Annotated in this window: 16 protein-coding genes; 6 read left to right on the forward strand and 10 right to left on the reverse strand. The window is 72.1% G+C overall.

Going from position 1 to position 15,001, the window contains the following annotated elements:
• Positions 1-100: 100 nt before the first annotated feature.
• Positions 101-445 carry a cupin domain-containing protein gene (locus tag HZZ00_RS24155; RefSeq protein ID WP_180328424.1) on the forward strand — a complete coding sequence of 115 codons (345 nt, stop codon included), beginning with the start codon at positions 101-103 and terminating at the stop codon, positions 443-445.
• On the opposite strand, the gene HZZ00_RS24160 is transcribed toward HZZ00_RS24155, so the two are convergent.
• The gene (locus tag HZZ00_RS24160; protein ID WP_180328425.1) at positions 442-1,473 is read right to left on the reverse strand and encodes a LacI family DNA-binding transcriptional regulator; all 1,032 of its coding nucleotides are present in this window, start codon (positions 1,471-1,473) and stop codon (positions 442-444) included. The two genes, HZZ00_RS24155 and HZZ00_RS24160, sit on opposite strands and share 4 nt — an antisense overlap.
• Positions 1,474-1,603: 130 nt before the next feature.
• Between HZZ00_RS24160 and HZZ00_RS24165 the strand changes: the two genes are divergently transcribed.
• Together HZZ00_RS24165 and HZZ00_RS24170 are read left to right on the forward strand one after the other, a co-directional pair.
• The gene (locus HZZ00_RS24165; RefSeq protein WP_180328426.1) at positions 1,604-2,755 is read left to right on the forward strand and encodes a Gfo/Idh/MocA family protein; all 1,152 of its coding nucleotides are present in this window, start codon (positions 1,604-1,606) and stop codon (positions 2,753-2,755) included.
• A 49-nt stretch (positions 2,756-2,804) separates the two neighbouring features.
• Positions 2,805-3,809, forward strand: a complete 1,005-nt coding sequence (locus HZZ00_RS24170) for a Gfo/Idh/MocA family oxidoreductase (protein WP_180328427.1) — start codon at positions 2,805-2,807, stop codon at positions 3,807-3,809.
• A 40-nt stretch (positions 3,810-3,849) separates the two neighbouring features.
• On the opposite strand, the gene HZZ00_RS24175 is transcribed toward HZZ00_RS24170, so the two are convergent.
• The 6 genes from HZZ00_RS24175 to HZZ00_RS24200 all read right to left on the reverse strand — a co-directional run bounded on the left by HZZ00_RS24175 (position 3,850) and on the right by HZZ00_RS24200 (position 8,478).
• Entirely contained in the window at positions 3,850-4,041 is a 192-nt protein-coding gene (locus tag HZZ00_RS24175) for a hypothetical protein (RefSeq protein ID WP_180328428.1), read from the reverse strand.
• Between the two features lie 123 nt (positions 4,042-4,164).
• On the reverse strand, positions 4,165-4,593 hold the full coding sequence (locus HZZ00_RS24180; RefSeq protein ID WP_180328429.1) for a nucleotidyltransferase domain-containing protein: 429 nt from the start codon (positions 4,591-4,593) through the stop codon (positions 4,165-4,167).
• The gene (locus HZZ00_RS24185) at positions 4,590-5,492 is read right to left on the reverse strand and encodes a sugar phosphate isomerase/epimerase (RefSeq protein WP_180328430.1); all 903 of its coding nucleotides are present in this window, start codon (positions 5,490-5,492) and stop codon (positions 4,590-4,592) included. Before HZZ00_RS24185 ends, HZZ00_RS24180 begins: the two co-directional genes overlap by 4 nt.
• Positions 5,493-5,494: 2 nt before the next feature.
• Complete coding sequence (locus HZZ00_RS24190; protein WP_180328431.1) at positions 5,495-6,394, reverse strand: ATP-binding cassette domain-containing protein; 900 nt, start codon at positions 6,392-6,394, stop codon at positions 5,495-5,497.
• 3 nt (positions 6,395-6,397) lie between these two features.
• Positions 6,398-7,462 (reverse strand): ABC transporter permease, encoded by a 1,065-nt coding sequence (locus HZZ00_RS24195; protein WP_180328432.1) that lies wholly within the window; start codon positions 7,460-7,462, stop codon positions 6,398-6,400.
• A complete protein-coding gene (locus tag HZZ00_RS24200; protein ID WP_180328433.1) occupies positions 7,459-8,478 on the reverse strand; it encodes a sugar ABC transporter substrate-binding protein in 1,020 nt (339 codons plus the stop codon). Before HZZ00_RS24200 ends, HZZ00_RS24195 begins: the two co-directional genes overlap by 4 nt.
• 346 nt (positions 8,479-8,824) lie before the next feature.
• Here HZZ00_RS24200 and HZZ00_RS24205 point away from each other — a divergent pair, with 346 nt between their 5' ends.
• Genes HZZ00_RS24205 through HZZ00_RS24215 form a run of 3 tightly spaced genes read left to right on the forward strand, consistent with a single transcriptional unit; the run spans position 8,825 to position 11,993 of the window.
• Positions 8,825-10,138 carry an ABC transporter substrate-binding protein gene (locus HZZ00_RS24205; RefSeq protein WP_180328434.1) on the forward strand — a complete coding sequence of 438 codons (1,314 nt, stop codon included), beginning with the start codon at positions 8,825-8,827 and terminating at the stop codon, positions 10,136-10,138.
• Between the two features lie 8 nt (positions 10,139-10,146).
• Complete coding sequence (locus HZZ00_RS24210) at positions 10,147-11,109, forward strand: carbohydrate ABC transporter permease (protein ID WP_180328435.1); 963 nt, start codon at positions 10,147-10,149, stop codon at positions 11,107-11,109.
• Complete coding sequence (locus tag HZZ00_RS24215; protein WP_180328436.1) at positions 11,106-11,993, forward strand: carbohydrate ABC transporter permease; 888 nt, start codon at positions 11,106-11,108, stop codon at positions 11,991-11,993. The genes HZZ00_RS24210 and HZZ00_RS24215 overlap by 4 nt, the downstream gene beginning before the upstream one ends.
• A gap of 75 nt (positions 11,994-12,068) precedes the next feature.
• Here HZZ00_RS24215 and HZZ00_RS24220 read toward each other — a convergent pair whose 3' ends face one another.
• The 3 genes from HZZ00_RS24220 to HZZ00_RS24230 form a co-directional block, all read right to left on the reverse strand.
• Positions 12,069-13,127 carry a CU044_5270 family protein gene (locus HZZ00_RS24220; protein ID WP_180328437.1) on the reverse strand — a complete coding sequence of 353 codons (1,059 nt, stop codon included), beginning with the start codon at positions 13,125-13,127 and terminating at the stop codon, positions 12,069-12,071.
• Positions 13,124-13,756, reverse strand: coding sequence for an RNA polymerase sigma factor (locus HZZ00_RS24225; protein ID WP_180328438.1), 633 nt, complete (start codon positions 13,754-13,756; stop codon positions 13,124-13,126). Before HZZ00_RS24225 ends, HZZ00_RS24220 begins: the two co-directional genes overlap by 4 nt.
• Before the next feature lie 115 nt (positions 13,757-13,871).
• Entirely contained in the window at positions 13,872-14,891 is a 1,020-nt protein-coding gene (locus HZZ00_RS24230) for a LacI family DNA-binding transcriptional regulator (RefSeq protein WP_180328439.1), read from the reverse strand.
• Positions 14,892-15,001 lie beyond the last annotated feature (110 nt).

A 15,001-nucleotide genomic window follows, 5' to 3' on the forward strand; every position in this document is an offset into this window, starting at 1 on the left:
CCGCCAGTCGGCGCGGCCCGACGAAGTGTCCTGCGGCCAGGTCCGATGCCGCACACTCTGTCGACGGCGGCGGGGGTGCGGGCCCCGCTAGGGTCGGCCCATGACGCACAGCTTCGCGCTCCACATCCCCGACGCCGACCTCGAACCCGAGCCCCTCGACCCCGCGCAGATCGTCTCCGGGAACCCGGAGGTGACCGGGAAGGTGGTCTGGGAGTCGGCGGACGGCCGGCAGATACGCGGGATCTGGCAGATCACCCCGGGCGTGGTCACCGACACCGAGGCCGACGAGCTGTTCGTCGTGCTCAGCGGTTCGGCGACGATCCAGTGCGAGGACGGGCCGACGCTGCGGGTCGGGCCGGGCGACATGGCGGTGCTGCGCGCGGGCGACCGTACGACGTGGACCGTGCACGAGACGCTGCGCAAGGCGTACGCCGTCAACCTCTAGAGAGCCCCCGCGACCTCTGGGGAGCCCCCCGCCGAGGCGGCCACGGCGGCCGTCGTGCCCCGGATCTCCAGCGACGGCGTCGCCAGGTGGAGCCGCCCCGGGGTGCCCGGCCGGTCGAAGCGGTCGAGAAGGCAGTGGGCGGCCCGGCGGCCGACCTCGTTCGGGGCGGTGTCCACGGTGGTCAGCCAGACGTGCCGCAGCCGGGAGATGCTGGTGTTGTCGTAGCCGGCCACGGAGAGGTCGCGCGGGACCTTCAGGCCCAGTTCCTCGGCGGCCGAGAGGGCGCCGACCGAGGCCATGTCGTTGACGGCGAACAGTGCCGTGGGTCGCCGCGGGCGGCGGAGCAGCCGTACGGCCCCCCGGTAGCCGCCCTCCTCCGTGAGGTCGCCGGGCTCGACCAGCGGCTCGGCGCCCCGGGCCCGCATCGCCGCCTCGAAGCCGCGCCGGCGCAGCTCGCCGACGGCACCGCGGCCCGCGAGGTGCGCGATCCTGCGGTGGCCGAGGTCGAGCAGGTGTTCGGTGGCCAGGCGGGCGCCGCGCTCGTCGTCCCCGGCGATCACGTCCACCCCGTCCGGCTGCGGTTCACGGGCGCCCGCCACCACGACCGGCATCCGGCGCGCGAGCGCGCCGAGGGCGCCCGCGTCCGGGACCGTGCCGACCACCACCAGGCCGTCCACGCCGAGGTCCAGGAAGGGTTCGGCGAGATCGTGGCCCAGCCGCCGGTTGAGGCGGGCGTCGGCGAGCAGCATGCGCAGCCCGGCCGCGTGCAGCGGCGGGTTGAGGCCGTCGAGCAGGTCCACGAACCAGGGGTTGCGCAGGTCGTCCAGGAGGACGCCGATGGTGCGGGTGCGCTGTTCGCTGAGGCTGCGGGCGGCCGCGTTGGGCCGGTAGCCCAGTTCGCGCACGGCCCGCAGCACGGCCTCCCGCTTCTCCGGGCGCACCGGCCCCGAGTCCCGAAGCACCAGCGAGACCAGCGATTTCGACACCCCGGCACGTTCGGCCACGTCGCGGATGGTCGGCGGTCTCATGGGGTGGACCGTTCCATGGGGTGAGTCCCGCTGTCAAAGGGTTGACAGCCCCGCCATGTCCGAACAAAGGTGTCCCGGCAGGGAGATGGACCGGTCCAAGCCGCGGGCCGGGGCCCGGAGAGAGGCTGCCATGGTGGATGAACTGGGTGTCGCCGTCGTCGGGTTCGGCTGGATGGGCCGGGTGCACACCCAGGCGTACGCCCGTCTCCCCCACCACTATCCGCGGCTCCCGCTGCGGCCCCGGCTGATCACGGTCGCCGACGAGGTGCCGGGGCGGGCCGAGGAGGCCGCCGAGCGGTACGGGTTCGCCGCCGCGACCCGCGACTGGCGGGAGGTGGCCGCCGATCCCCGGGTGCGGGCGGTCAGCGTCACCGTGCCGAACTTCCTGCACCGGGAGATCGGTGCGGCGATGGCCGGGGCCGGCAAGCACCTCTGGATCGAGAAGCCGGTGGGGCTGACCGCCGAGGACGCCCGCGCGGTCGCGGACGCGGCCAGCGGGGCCGGGGTGCAGGGCGCGGTCGGCTTCAACTACCGCAACGCGCCCGCCGTCGAGGCCGCCCGTGAGCTGATCGCCGCCGGGGAGATCGGCACCGTCACCCATGCGCGCATCCGGCTGTTCAGCGATTACGCCGCCCATCCGGACTCCGCCCTGACCTGGCGTTACGAGCGGCGGCGCGGCGGCCGCGGAGTGCTCGGCGACCTGGCCTCGCACGGCGTCGACCTGGCCCGCTTCCTGCTCGGCGAGATCGCCGCGCTGACCGCCGACACCGCGGTCTTCGTCCCGGAGCGCGCCCGTCCCGCCGGCGCCACCGCCGGTCACACCCGCGCCGCCGGCGGGGCGCGGGGCCCGGTGGAGAACGAGGACTACGTCGGCGCTCTGCTGCGCTTCGCCTCCGGCGCCCGGGGCGTGCTGGAGGCCTGCCGGGTCTCGGTCGGCGAGCAGAACGGCTACGGCTTCGCGGTGCACGGCACCCGGGGAGCGGTGTCCTGGGACTTCAGGAGGATGAACGAGTTCAAGGTCGGCCGGGGCACGAGCTACCAGGACCAGCCGATGAGCACCGTCCATGTCGGCCCGGGCGCCGGGGAGTTCGCCGCGTTCCAGCCGGGCGCGGCCAACCCGATGGGGTACGACGACCTCAAGGTCATCGAGGCCTGCCGGTTCGTGCGCTCCATCGCCGAGGGCACGCCGTACGGCGCGACGCTCGCCGACGCGGTGCGCGCCGCGGCCGTACTGGACGCGATGGCGCGGTCCGCCGAGAGCGGCACGTGGGTGCGTCCGTAGGCGCGTTCGCCCGACCGTAACTTTCCCGACCAGTCAGGAGTGGCAACCCATGCGTATCGGAATCCTCGGCCTCGGCCGCATCGGCGCCTTCCACGCCGAAACCCTCTGCGCGCTCGACGTCGTCACCTCGCTGGTGGTCGCCGATCCGCTGGCGGACGCCGCCAAGGCCGCCGCCGAGCGGTTCGGGGCCGAGATCGCCGACTCGCCCGAGGCGCTGCTGGCCGCCGGGGTGGACGGACTGGTCGTGGCGGCGGCGACGGACGCCCATCCGGCGCTGATCCGGGCGGGTGTCCAGGCCGGTGTCCCGGTGTTCTGCGAGAAGCCGGTGGCCCGCACCATGGCGGAGGGCATGGCGGTGCGCGACGCGGTGCGCGACGGTGCGGTGCCGGTCCAGATCGGCTTCAACCGCCGCTTCGACGCGGGTTTCGCCGCCGCGCGGGAGGCCGTGCGGGCGGGCGAGCTGGGCCCGCTGCACACCGTGCGCTGCACGACGCTGGACCCGGCGCCGCCGCCGGCCGCGTACGTCGCCGCCTCCGGCGGGATCTTCCGGGACTGTTCCGTGCACGACTTCGACGTCATCCGGTGGGTCACGGGCCGCGAGGTGACCGAGGTGTACGCGGTCGGCGGCAACCGGGGGGCCGGCTACATCGGCGAGGCCGGTGACGCCGACACCGCCGGCGCGCTCCTCACCCTGGACGACGGCACGATCGCGGTGGTCTCCAACTCCCGTCACAACGGCCGGGGTTACGACGTGCGGATGGAGCTGCACGGCTTCACCGACGCCCTCGCGGTCGGTCTGGACGACAAGTTGCCGCTGCGCTCGGCCGAAGCCGGGGCGAGCTTTCCGGCCGGTCCCCCGCACGACTTCTTCATGGACCGCTTCGCCGCCGCCTACCGGGCCGAACTCGCCGCGTTCACCGAGGTCGTGGCGGGTGACCGGCCGTCGCCGTGCACCGTCGAGGACGCGCTGGAGGCGGGCTGGATCGCGGAGGCCTGCACGCTCTCGCGCCGCGAGCACCGCCCGGTGCGGCTGGCGGAGGTGCGGCAGGCCTGACGCCGCGCACCGGGGGCCGGTGGCGGTACCGGGGCGTCCGTCAGCCGCAGTACCGCACCAGCCACTCGTCCGCGTGATAGCGGTCCCGGGCCGGGTCCGGCAGGGTCGCCGGCCTGGTCTCGACCGTGTCCTCGGGGCGTATCCGCTCGGGCAGCTTGCCGAAGCGGTCCCGGCGCAGGGCCGCGTCCGCGGTGTCCTGTGCCGTCTTCCGGGGTTCCGTGCGGTGTGTCATCCTCGTCCTCCCGTCTGCGCGGGCCTCCCCCGTTTCCTTCTCCAACGCCCGCGTGCCCCGACTTGGTTCCCGGCCGCGCCGGGGGCGAATCCGTCGTGGTTGCGCAGGAACCCCCGTGCGGGGTCACGGACGGCAGCTGGCGAGCAGCGCGGCGAGGACGCCTCCGGGGTCGTGCAGCACGCGGGCGCCGTCGGTGACGACGCGGCGGGTGCCGGGGTCGACGGGGTCGGTCCGGGCCCAGTCGGGGGTGCCGATGCCGAACTCGATCTCCAGGCCGGAGGGCAGGGCGTAGCGGCGTTCGGTGACCGGGCCCCAGGCCCGGGTGCGCACGGCGTCGCCGAGGGCGAGTTCGCCGGCCCAGGCGTCGGTGAAGTAGTGCGCGGGGTCCGTCGTCAGCAGGACGAGGTCGACGTCCGAGTCGGGGTGCGCGGCACCGCGGGCGTAGGAGCCGACCAGGAGCAGGCCGGCGATGTCCTCGCGGCGTGCGGCCCACCGGGTGACGCGGTCGAGGAAGTCACCCGCCTCCGCGAGGCGTTGGGATGTGACGTTCATGCCCCGCACGACCGCAGGAAACGCCGGGTCCGTTCCGCGATCGGCAGGGGCCGGTCCGGTTCGCAGGGGTACATGTCCTGCTCCACGATGGCGAACAGGTCCACGCCCAGCTTCTGGGCCGCCTCCAGGACGGGGCCCAGGTCCGGTACGCCGTGCGGCGGTTCGCACATGACGCCGCGCTGGACGGCGGGCCCGAAGGGCAGCCCCCGGGCGACGACGTCGGCGAGGACCGCGGGGTCGACCTGCTTGAGGTGCAGATAGCCGAGGCGCTCGCCGTAGGTCTCGATCAGCCGGACGCTGTCGCCGCCGCAGTAGGCGTAGTGCCCGGTGTCCAGGCAGAGGCCGACCAGCGCCGGGTCGGTGGTGTCGAGGAAGCGCGCGACGTGGGCCTCGGTGTCGATGTGCGTGTCGGCGTGCGGGTGGACCACGATGTCGAGGCCGTACGTCTCCTTCACCTCGCGGCCCAGGCGCTCCATGCCCCGGGCGAGGTGATCCCACTGCTCGGCGGTCAGCTCGGGCGGCTCCAGGATCTCGGCGGTCTTGTCGTCCCGCCAGAAGGACGGGATCACCACCAGGTGCCGGGCGCCCATCGCCCGGGTGAGGGCGGCGACCCGGCCGACGTGCGCCCAGGTGTCGGTCCAGACGCCGGGGCCGCGGTGCAGTCCGGTGAAGACCGTGCCCGCGGAGACCTTCAGGCCCCGGCGGTCCACCTCCTCGGCGAGCCGGGCGGGGTCGGTGGGCAGATAGCCGTAGGGGCCGAGTTCGATCCACTCGTACCCGGCTGCGGCGACCTCGTCCAGGAAGCGGTCCCAGGGCACCTGCCGGGGGTCGTCCGGGAACCAGACGCCCCAGGAGTCGGGGGCGGAGCCGACCCGGATGCGGTCGAGGACGTGGGGCATGGTCAGGGGTTCCCTTCGGGGGAGGTGTCGGCGAGGTCCGGCCCTTCGGGGAGCCTGTCGGTCCCCACGTCGCGCACCTGTGCCAACTCGTGCTTGAGAGCGGTCAGTTCGGCCCCGCCGGCCATGTGGTCGGTCAGCTCTTCGAGGGTGATCTCGCCGCGGTCGGCGGACAGTTCCAGGGTGCCGAGGCGCAGCACGCTGAAGTGGTCGCCGACCAGGTAGGCGTGGTGGGGGTTGTGGGTGATGAGGACGACGCCGAGGCCGCGCTCGCGGGCGGCGGCGATGTACTTCAGCACCACGCCGGACTGCTTGACGCCGAGGGCGGCGGTCGGCTCGTCCAGGATGAGGACCCGGGCGCCGAAATGGACGGCGCGGGCGATGGCCACGCACTGGCGCTGGCCGCCGGAGAGGGTGCCGATGGGCTGTTCCAGGTCGTCCAGGACGATGCCCATGCGGCGCAGTTCCCGGTCGGCGGTCTCCTTCATGCGGGCGATGTCCAGCCGGCGCAGCGGCCAGGGGCCCCTGGTCATTTCGGAGCCGAGGAAGAAGTTGCGCCACACCGGCATCAGGGGCACGGTCGCCAGGTCCTGGTAGACCGCCGCGATGCCCCGGTCCAGGGCCTCGCGCGGGGTGCCGAAGCGCACCGGGCGGCCGTCGACCAGGAAGTCGCCCTCGGTGTGCCGGTGCAGCCCGGAGATGATCTTGATGAGGGTGGACTTGCCGGCGCCGTTGTCGCCGAGCACGCAGTTGACCCGGCCGGCCCGTACGGTGAGGTCGACGCCGTGCAGGGCGCGGACGTTGCCGTACGACTTCCCCGCCCCGCGCAGTTCGACCAGGGGCGCGTCCCCGGCGGGGGCGTCGGGCAGGACGGTGCCGTGGGTGCCGGCCGCGTTGTCGTTCATCGGTTACCTCCGCGTCGCCGTGCGCCGGACCCACAGATTGATCAGGACGGCGCCGAGCAGCATCACGCCGAGGAAGGCCTTGAACCAGTCGGGGTTCCAGCCGGCGTAGACGATGCCCTGGTTGACCATGCCGAACATGAAGGCGCCGAAGAGCGGGCCGATCGCGGAGCCGTAGCCGCCGGTGAGCAGGCAGCCGCCGATGACGGCGGCGGCGATGTAGATCAGCTCGTTGCCGACGCCCTCGCCGGACTGCACGGTGTTGAAGGAGAACAGGTTGTGCATGCCGGTGAACCAGGCGCCGAAGCCGACCAGCATGAACAGGGTGATCTTGGTGAACCGCACCGGGACGCCGACCGCGCGGGCGCTGTCCTGGTCGCCGCCGACGGCGAAGACCCAGTTGCCGTACTTGGTGCGCAGCAGCACCCAGGTGGCGAGCGCGGCGTAGACCAGCCACCACACCACGGTGATCTTCACCTGGACGCCGCCGACGTCGAAGGAGGACGCGAAGATCTTCTTCGCCTGGCCGAAGCCGTCCATGTCGCTGATGTCGTCGGTGGCGACGTTGCCGGTGACCAGCTTGGTGACGGCGAGGTTCACGCCCTGGAGGATCAGGAAGGTGCCGAGGGTGACCAGGAAGCTGGGCAGCCCGGTCCTGACCACCATCCAGCCGTTGAAGGCGCCGACGGCGAGCGAGAGGACCAGGGCGGCGATCACTCCGGTCCACACGTTCAGGGTCAGCTGGTAGCAGAGCATGCTCGTGGTGAGCGCCGAGGTGATCACGGCGACGCCGGACGACAGGTCGAACTCGCCGCCGATCATCAGCAGGGCGACCGGCAGGGCCATGATGCCGATGGTGGAGGACTGGTAGAGGACCGTGGCCATCGAGCCGCCCTGGCGGAGCGACGGCGCGGCGATCAGGAAGAAGACCAGGACGGCGGCGGCGCCGAGAAAGACGCCCACCTCGGGCCGGGCCAGCAGCCGCAGCGCCGGCGGGCGGCGTGCGGTGCGTCCGTCCGCCGCCCGGGGGCCGGGTGCCGGCGGTGCGCCGACGGTCCCCGGGCCCGTCACCGGGTCCCCTTCGCGGCGAACCCGGCGACCTTGTCGACGTTGGACCTGTCGACGAACGCCGGGCCGGTGAGCACCGGCTGGACCCCGCCGCCGCTGTAGTTGCCGTTGTACTTGTAGAGCCAGAGCGAGTCGACCGCCAGATAGCCCTGGAGATAGGGCTGCTGGTCGACGGCGAACTCGACGCTGCCGTTCTGCACGGCCTTGACCAGGTCTTTGTTGAGGTCGAACGTCGCGACCTTCGCCTTGCCGCCGGCGTCGCCGACCGACTGCGCCGCGGTCGCGGCGAACGGGGCGCCGAGGGTGACGACGGTGTCGATGGCGGTGTCCTGCTTCAGTTTCGCCGTGATGGTGGCCCGCACGGAGGGCATGTCGGTGCCGTTGACGTACAGCGTCTCGGTGGTGCCCTTGAAGGTCTTCTTCACCCCGTCGCAGCGCTGGGTGAGGCCCACGTTGCCCTGCTCGTGGATCACGCAGACGACCTTCTTCGCACCCGTGGTGTTCAGCTTGTCGCCGAAGGCCTCGCCGGCCACGCTCTCGTCCTGCCCGAAGAACTCCGTCAGCCCGAGCTTCCGCCAGTCCGCGAGCCCGGAGTTGAGGCCCACCACCGGTATGCCGGCGCGCTCCGCCCTGCCGAGCACGCTCTTCATCGCGTCGGGCTTGGCCAGGGTGACGGCGATGCCGTCGACCTTCTGGTCGACCGCGTTCTGGACCAGGTTCGCCTGGTTGCCCGCGTTCGGGTCGGCCGAGTAGACGAGCTTGATGTTGTCCTTGGCCGCCGCGGCCTCGGCGCCCTTGCGCACGGTGTCCCAGAAGGTGTCGCCGGGCGCCTGGTGCGTGATGAGGGCGACGGTCATCCGGGGGGTGTCCGCCTTGCCCGCGGAGGCGTTCGCGGCGGCCTGTTCGGCCTTCTTGCCACCGTGGCCGCTGGAGCAGCCGGTGAGGGCCAGCGCCGCCGCGGCGGCCACGGCCACCAGCGGAACCAGCCTGCGGGGGCCCGGACGGGAAGAGCGGTCCATCGTTGCTTGCACCTCGCTGTGCGTGCGACGGGAAAGGGCGCTGTTGCGTCGGGAGGCGATCCAAGTCCTTGCCGGACCCCCTGTCAAGAGTTTGTCCAGACATAGGTTCACCAGTAAGTCCGGATGTAAGGACAAGTCGCACCGCGAAGCCGCGCGTGACGAACGGCGGCGGTCACGTTTCGGGCAAGACAACTCCCGTTGTGCACCCACCTCTTGACGCCCCCACACCCCCGCGGCTGTGATGACGGCCACACTGTTCGGTCGAGTTGGTTTATGAGCGGTTTCGACAAGTCCGCGGCGATCGACTCACCCCCGTGGCCGAACCCTGTATCCCTCGGGAGTCGCCATGCGTCCGTCCCACCCCGGTCCGTCCGTCCCGTCTCCCAGCCGTCGCTCCGTGCTGCGCGGTGCGGGCTCCGCCGCGCTGCTCGCCGGGGCCGGCACCCCGCTGCTCGTCGCCTGCGGCGGCAGCGGTTCCGCCGCCGACCCGAAGACCGTCACCGTCGGCTCCAACGCCTCCGACGCCGTCCCGAAGAAGGCCTTCGAGAACGTCTACGCGGCCTTCCGGAAGCAGTCCGGGATCACCGTCCGGGTGAACACCAAGGACCACAACACCTTCCAGGAGCAGATCAACTCCTACCTCCAGGGCACCCCGGACGACGTGTTCAACTGGTTCGCCGGGTACCGCATGCAGTTCTTCGCCGCGAAGAAACTGGCCGCGCCGATCGACGACGTGTGGGCGCGCATCGGGGACGGCTTCCCCGACGCCATGAAGAAGCTGAGCAAGGGCGAGGACGGCACGTACTACTTCGTGCCGATGACCACCTATCCATGGGCGGTCTTCTACCGAAGAAGCGTCTTCAGCCGGTACGGGTACGAGATCCCCGGCACCTGGGACGAGTTCGTCGCCCTGTGCAAGCGGATGAAGAAGGACGGCCTCGTCCCGATCGCCTTCGGGGACAAGGACGCCTGGCCCGCGATGGGCACCTTCGACCAGATCGACTTCCGGCTCAACGGCTACGACTTCCACGTGCGGTTGATGGCGGGCAAGGCGTCCTGGACCGACCCGAGGGTCAGGGCCGTCTTCGACCACTGGGCCGAGCTGCTCCCCTACCACCAGGACGGCTTCATGGGCCGTACCTGGCAGGACGCGGCCCAGTCGCTGGCCGCCCGGAAGGCCGGCATGTACCTCCTCGGCTCCTTCGTGGCCCAGCAGTTCACCGACAAGACCGCCCTGGACGACCTGGACTTCTTCCCGTTCCCGCAGATCGACCCCGCCCACGGCCTGGAGACGGTGGAGGCGCCCACCGACGGCTTCATGGTGAGCAGGTCCCCGAAGAACCACGCGGGCGTGGTGAAACTGCTGGAGTACCTCGGCACCCCGGGCGCCGAAGAGCTGTACCTCAGGACCGACTCCAGCGTGGTGGCCGCCTCCGGCAAGGCCGACACGTCCGCCTACTCGCCGTTGCAGAAGAAGGCGTTCGCGATGATCAGCGGCGCCAAGAACCTCACCCAGTTCATGGACCGCGACTCCCGGCCCGACTTCACCTCCACGGTGATGCAGCCAGGACTGCAGAAGTTCCTGCAGAATCCCAAGGGCGTGGACGGCCTGCTGGCGTCCATCGAGCGCCAGAAGAAGACGATCTTCGCGTCCTCGTGAGCGCCCCCATGACGAGGAAGCCGCCGCAGGCGGCCACCGCGCCGCCTCCCGGCACCCCGCGCGCGAGCCGCACGACGGGAAAGCGGCAGTTGCTGACCCGCCGGGACCGGCTCGTCCTGGCCCTGATGGCGGGCGTGCCCACCGTGCTGCACGTGGCCCTCGTCTGGGTCACCGCGCTCGCCTCCATCGCCCTTGCCTTCACCACCTGGGACGGCATCGGGTTCGGCTCGATCAGCTGGGTGGGCCTGGACAACTTCCGCCAACTCTTCGCGGACAACCCGCAGTTCTGGCCGGCCGTCGAGCACAACGTCGTCTGGTTCGCCGTCCTCATCCTGATCCCCACACCGCTCGGCCTGTTCCTCGCCGTCCAGCTGGACAAGCGGATCCGGTTCAGCCGTGTCTACCAGACCGCGTTCTTCCTGCCGGTCGTCATCTCCATGGCGTGCATCGGCTTCGTCTGGCAGCTGGTCTACAACCCCGACACCGGGCTGATCAACAGCATCATCGGGGCGAACAAGCCCGGCCACTACATCGACTGGATCGGCGACCCGCACCTGAATCTGTGGGCCGTCCTGATCGCCGCGTCCTGGCGGCACACCGGCTACATGATGATCCTGTACCTGGCCGGGCTGAAGAGCGTCGACCCGTCGCTGCGCGAGGCCGCCGCGCTGGACGGCGCGAACGAGTGGCAGGCGTTCAGGAACGTCGTCTTCCCCACCCTGCGGCCGACCAACACGGTCGTCCTCGTCGTCACCATCATCGAGTCGCTGCGCGCCTTCGACCTGGTCTTCGTCTTCAACAAGGGCGCGCAGGGCACCGAGTTGCTGTCGATCCTGGTGACCGACAACATCATCGGCGAGTCCAGCCGCATCGGGTACGGCTCCGCGATCGCCGTCGTCCTGCTGGTCGTCTCCCTCGCCGTGATCATCCCGTATCTCATCGCCACCTTCCGCAAGGAGCGCCGGTCATGAGCGCCTCCACCCTCCCGCAGGGGCGCCGCGCCCCCGTCCGCCCGGCCCGGGTGGTGCTGCACGTCTTCCTCGCCGGCACGGCGCTGGCGTGGCTGGCACCGCTGCTGTGGGCCGTCTTCTCGGCGCTGCGGCCCTACGCCGAGACCAGCGCCAAGGGCTATGTGTCCTGGCCGGACCGGCTGACCTTCGAGAACTTCACCAACGCCTTCCGCCAGGCGGACATGCCGCACTACTTCGGCAACACCCTGGTGATCGCCGTACCGGCCGTGCTGCTCACACTGTTCCTGTCCTCCTGCGTGGCCTTCTACGTCAGCCGCTTCGACTTCCGGCTCAACCTCGCCCTGCTGCTGGTCTTCACGGCCGGCAACCTCCTGCCGCAGCAGGTGATCATCACCCCGCTGTACCGGCTGTACCTGCTGACGGACCTGCCGGGCATCACGGCGAGCGGCAAGCTGTACGACTCGGCGCTCGGCCTCGTGCTGATCCACGTGGCGTTCCAGTCCGGGTTCTGCGCCTTCGTGCTGAGCAACTACATGCGCTCGCTGCCGCACGAGCTGACCGAGGCCGCGCTGGTCGACGGGGCCTCCGTGTGGCGGCTGTACTGGCAGATCACGCTGCCGCTGTGCAAACCCGCGATGGCGGCGCTCGCGACCCTGCTGTCCATCTGGATCTACAACGACTTCTTCTGGGCCCTCGTACTGATCTCGACGGGTGCGAACATGCCGGTCACCTCGGCCCTGAACAACCTCTCCGGCCAGTACTTCACCGACCCGAACCTGGTCGCCGCCGGCTCCCTGCTGACCGCGATCCCCACCCTGGCCGTGTACTTCGCGCTCCAGCGGCAGTTCGTCAGCGGGCTGACGCTCGGCTCGAACAGGGGGTGACCGCCGGGCCCGGAGATCCGCTCTCCGTGCGCTCCCCCGCCCCGGCCGGGGCGGGGGACCGTCGGCGGCCGGTCGTCAGGCGGTCCGCGTACCGTCCGCGTCGGCGGGCCTGAGTCCCGCCTTGTCCACGACGGCGTGGGCCAGTTCGGCCGTGCCGGACAGCAGGGTGCCTGCCTCCCCGTAGGACGTGTCCCTGATCAGGAAGGTGCGGGCGCCGAGGAAGGAGTAGTCCTTCGGGTCGAAGACCCACTCGGTGCGTACGCCGTAGCGCGTGTCGTCGCGGACGATACCGAGGCCCTGCCTGCCGATCACGTCGCGTGCCTCCAAGGTTCGGCGGACGCCGGGGATCTCGGCGGCGGCCCGGTAGAGGGCGGCGGCCGTGCGGGGCGGCATCATCCCGCCGAGCAGGCTGCCGATCTGCTCGAACACCGCCTGGTCGCGCTGGCGTCGCTCGGCCTCGGGCGTCTTGGCGTACAGGTAGTCGAGCAGCCGTCCGGGGTCGGTGGGCAGCGAGCCGAGCCAGCGGTAGGTGGGGCGGCCGAAGCCCGCCGGGGTGCCTTCGGTGTCGCCCAGCTCGGCGTTGAGGGGCAGGGTCTCTCCGTCGACCCGGGACAGCCCGAGCCTGTGCAGCGGCCCGGGCTCCTGCGCCAGCCACGTCTCCTCGTCCTCCAGCGGGCCGACGACGGCCTTGCCGCTGGTCAGGTCGGCCCCGCGGATCTTCTCCCGGGTGTACACGAACTGGTCGTCGCGCACGGTGAGCGTGTCGTGCCGTGCCGCGGCGGCGGAGATCCGGTGCAGCAGGGCCGCGGCGGGCCGCGTGTCCGTGGCCGCCGTCGTGGTGCCGCCGTGGGTCCGCCCGTCGGTGCCGGTCATGGCGATGCCCGCGGTCAGCGCGCCGGCCAGGGCCAGCGCGGCCGCCGACGCGATGAGTACGGGCCTGCGCCGCGGGGTGCGCCGGGCGGGCTCCGCGGCCGCGGTGGACGCGGCGCGGTCGTGGTCGATGTGCTGCATGAGCAGTTCCTTGTGCCGTAGGTGCTGCTCGCGCGTGAGGTCCCGGTCGTCCGGGGCCGGCAGCAGACGGGCGATCTCGTCGCGGTCGTCGGGCCGGTTCCGGGCAGCGGTGCTGTCGGTCATGTGAGTTCCTCCCGCACGGGCAGGGCCGCGAGCGCGGCCGCACTGGTTGTCTCTCCGCGGCGAACGCCTGGTTCCCGGCCGCTCTCGTCGGCGAGCCGGGCGAGCTTCTTGCGGGCGCGCGACAGCCGGGACCGCACCGTGCCGACCGGGATGCCCAGTGCCTCGGCCGTCTCCTGGTAGTCCAGGCCCGACCACACGCACAGGACCAGCACCTCCCGTTCCGGCCGCCGCAGCCTGCCCAACGCGGCCTGGACGGCGTGCAGCCGGCGCGCGTCGTCGATCCGCCCGGCCGTCCGGGCGGCGAAGTCCTCCACCGTGCCCGGGGACTGGCGCGCCAGGAACAGCTGCCGCCGCCGGGCGCCGCGGCGCGCGTTGTCCGCCTTGTGGGTGGCGATGCCCAGCAGCCAGGGCAGCAGCGAGCCGCCCTCCTCCTGGACCCGGTCACGCGAGCGCCACGCGGTCAGGAAGGTCTCGGACATGACCTCTTCGGCCGTCGACCAGTCGCCGGTCAGGCGCAGCGCGTGGTTGTACACGGCCCGGGCGAAATCCTCGTAGAGCTGGGCGAACGCCTCGCGGTGCCCCTCGCGCACGCGCCGGCGCGTGTCGTTGTCTGACTCGTTCACACCCATTTCTCTCCGCACGGACCGGGCGGTTCCCGTGTCCCGCGTCACACCGTTGGGGCCGGGTGACGCGCACGCGGGGACGGTTCGCGCGGACGCGACGGGCGTCGGGCCGGGCCGGGGGTCAGCGGGGCGCGGGGCCGGTGCTGCTGCGGACCACCAGCTGGGTGGCGAGTTCGATGTGCGGGCTCTCCAGGGTCTCGCCCTGGATCAGCCGCAGCAGCGTACGCGCGGCGACCTGCCCCATCTCGTCGAGCGGCTGGCGGACGGTGGTGAGCGGCGGCGGGGACCACTGGACCTGCGGCAGGTCGTCGAAGCCGACCACACTGAGGTCGTCCGGGATGCGCAGCCCCTGCTGCCGGGCCGCCTCGTAGACGCCGAGCGCCATCTGGTCGCTGGACGCGAAGATCGCGGTCGGCGGGTCGGCGAGGCCGATCAGCTCCGTGCCGGAGGCGAAGCCGGCCTCGTGGGAGAAGTCCCCCTGCCGGACGAGCCGGTCGTCGATCCGCACGCCGGAGGACTCCAGCGCGGCCCGGTACCCGTCCAGGCGGGCCCGGCTGCACAGCAGCGTCGGGGGCCCGGTGATGACACCTATGCGGCGGTGCCCGAGGGCGAGCAGGTGCTCGACGGCGCTGCGCCCGCCGGCCCAGTTCATGGCGCCGATCGTCGGATGGCCGTAGGTGGGCACACCGGCCGGGTCGACGATGACGGTGGGCACGCCCAGGCGGCGCAGCTCGGCATGGAGTTCGGGGGCCAGGTCCGAGGTCACCAGGATGACGCCGTCCGAGGCCCGCGCCCGTAGGTTGACCAGCCACTGCCGGGCGGACGTGCTGCGGTGGTGCACCGCGGAGACCACGGTGCCCAGCCCCGAGGCGTGCGCCACGTCCTCCACGCCGCGCAGGATCTCCACGGCCCAGGGGCTGTCGAGGTCGTTGAAGACCAGGTCGATCAGTTCGGCACGGCCGGCGGCCGGCGCGGCGCGCCGCCGGTAGCCGTGCCGGGCCAGCAGTTCCTCGACCCGGCGGCGGGTCGAAGGCGACACGTCGGCGCGCCCGTTGAGCACCCGGGAGACCGTCGGCAGGGACACGCCCGCCTCCCGGGCGATGTCCGCGATCGTGACGCGCCCCGCGTCCTGTGCTGCCATCCAAGCCTCCTCGCCTGCGCCCCTCAGCATAGGCAATCGCCCCTCCCGGCCCGCGGGCGTGCCGGGCCGGGCCGTCACCGCCGCCAACCCGTCGGTCTGACGTGGCAGTT

The sequence above is a fragment of the Streptomyces sp. NEAU-sy36 genome, from assembly GCF_013423905.1.
GTDB classification, from domain to species: Bacteria; Actinomycetota; Actinomycetes; order Streptomycetales; family Streptomycetaceae; genus Streptomyces; species Streptomyces misionensis.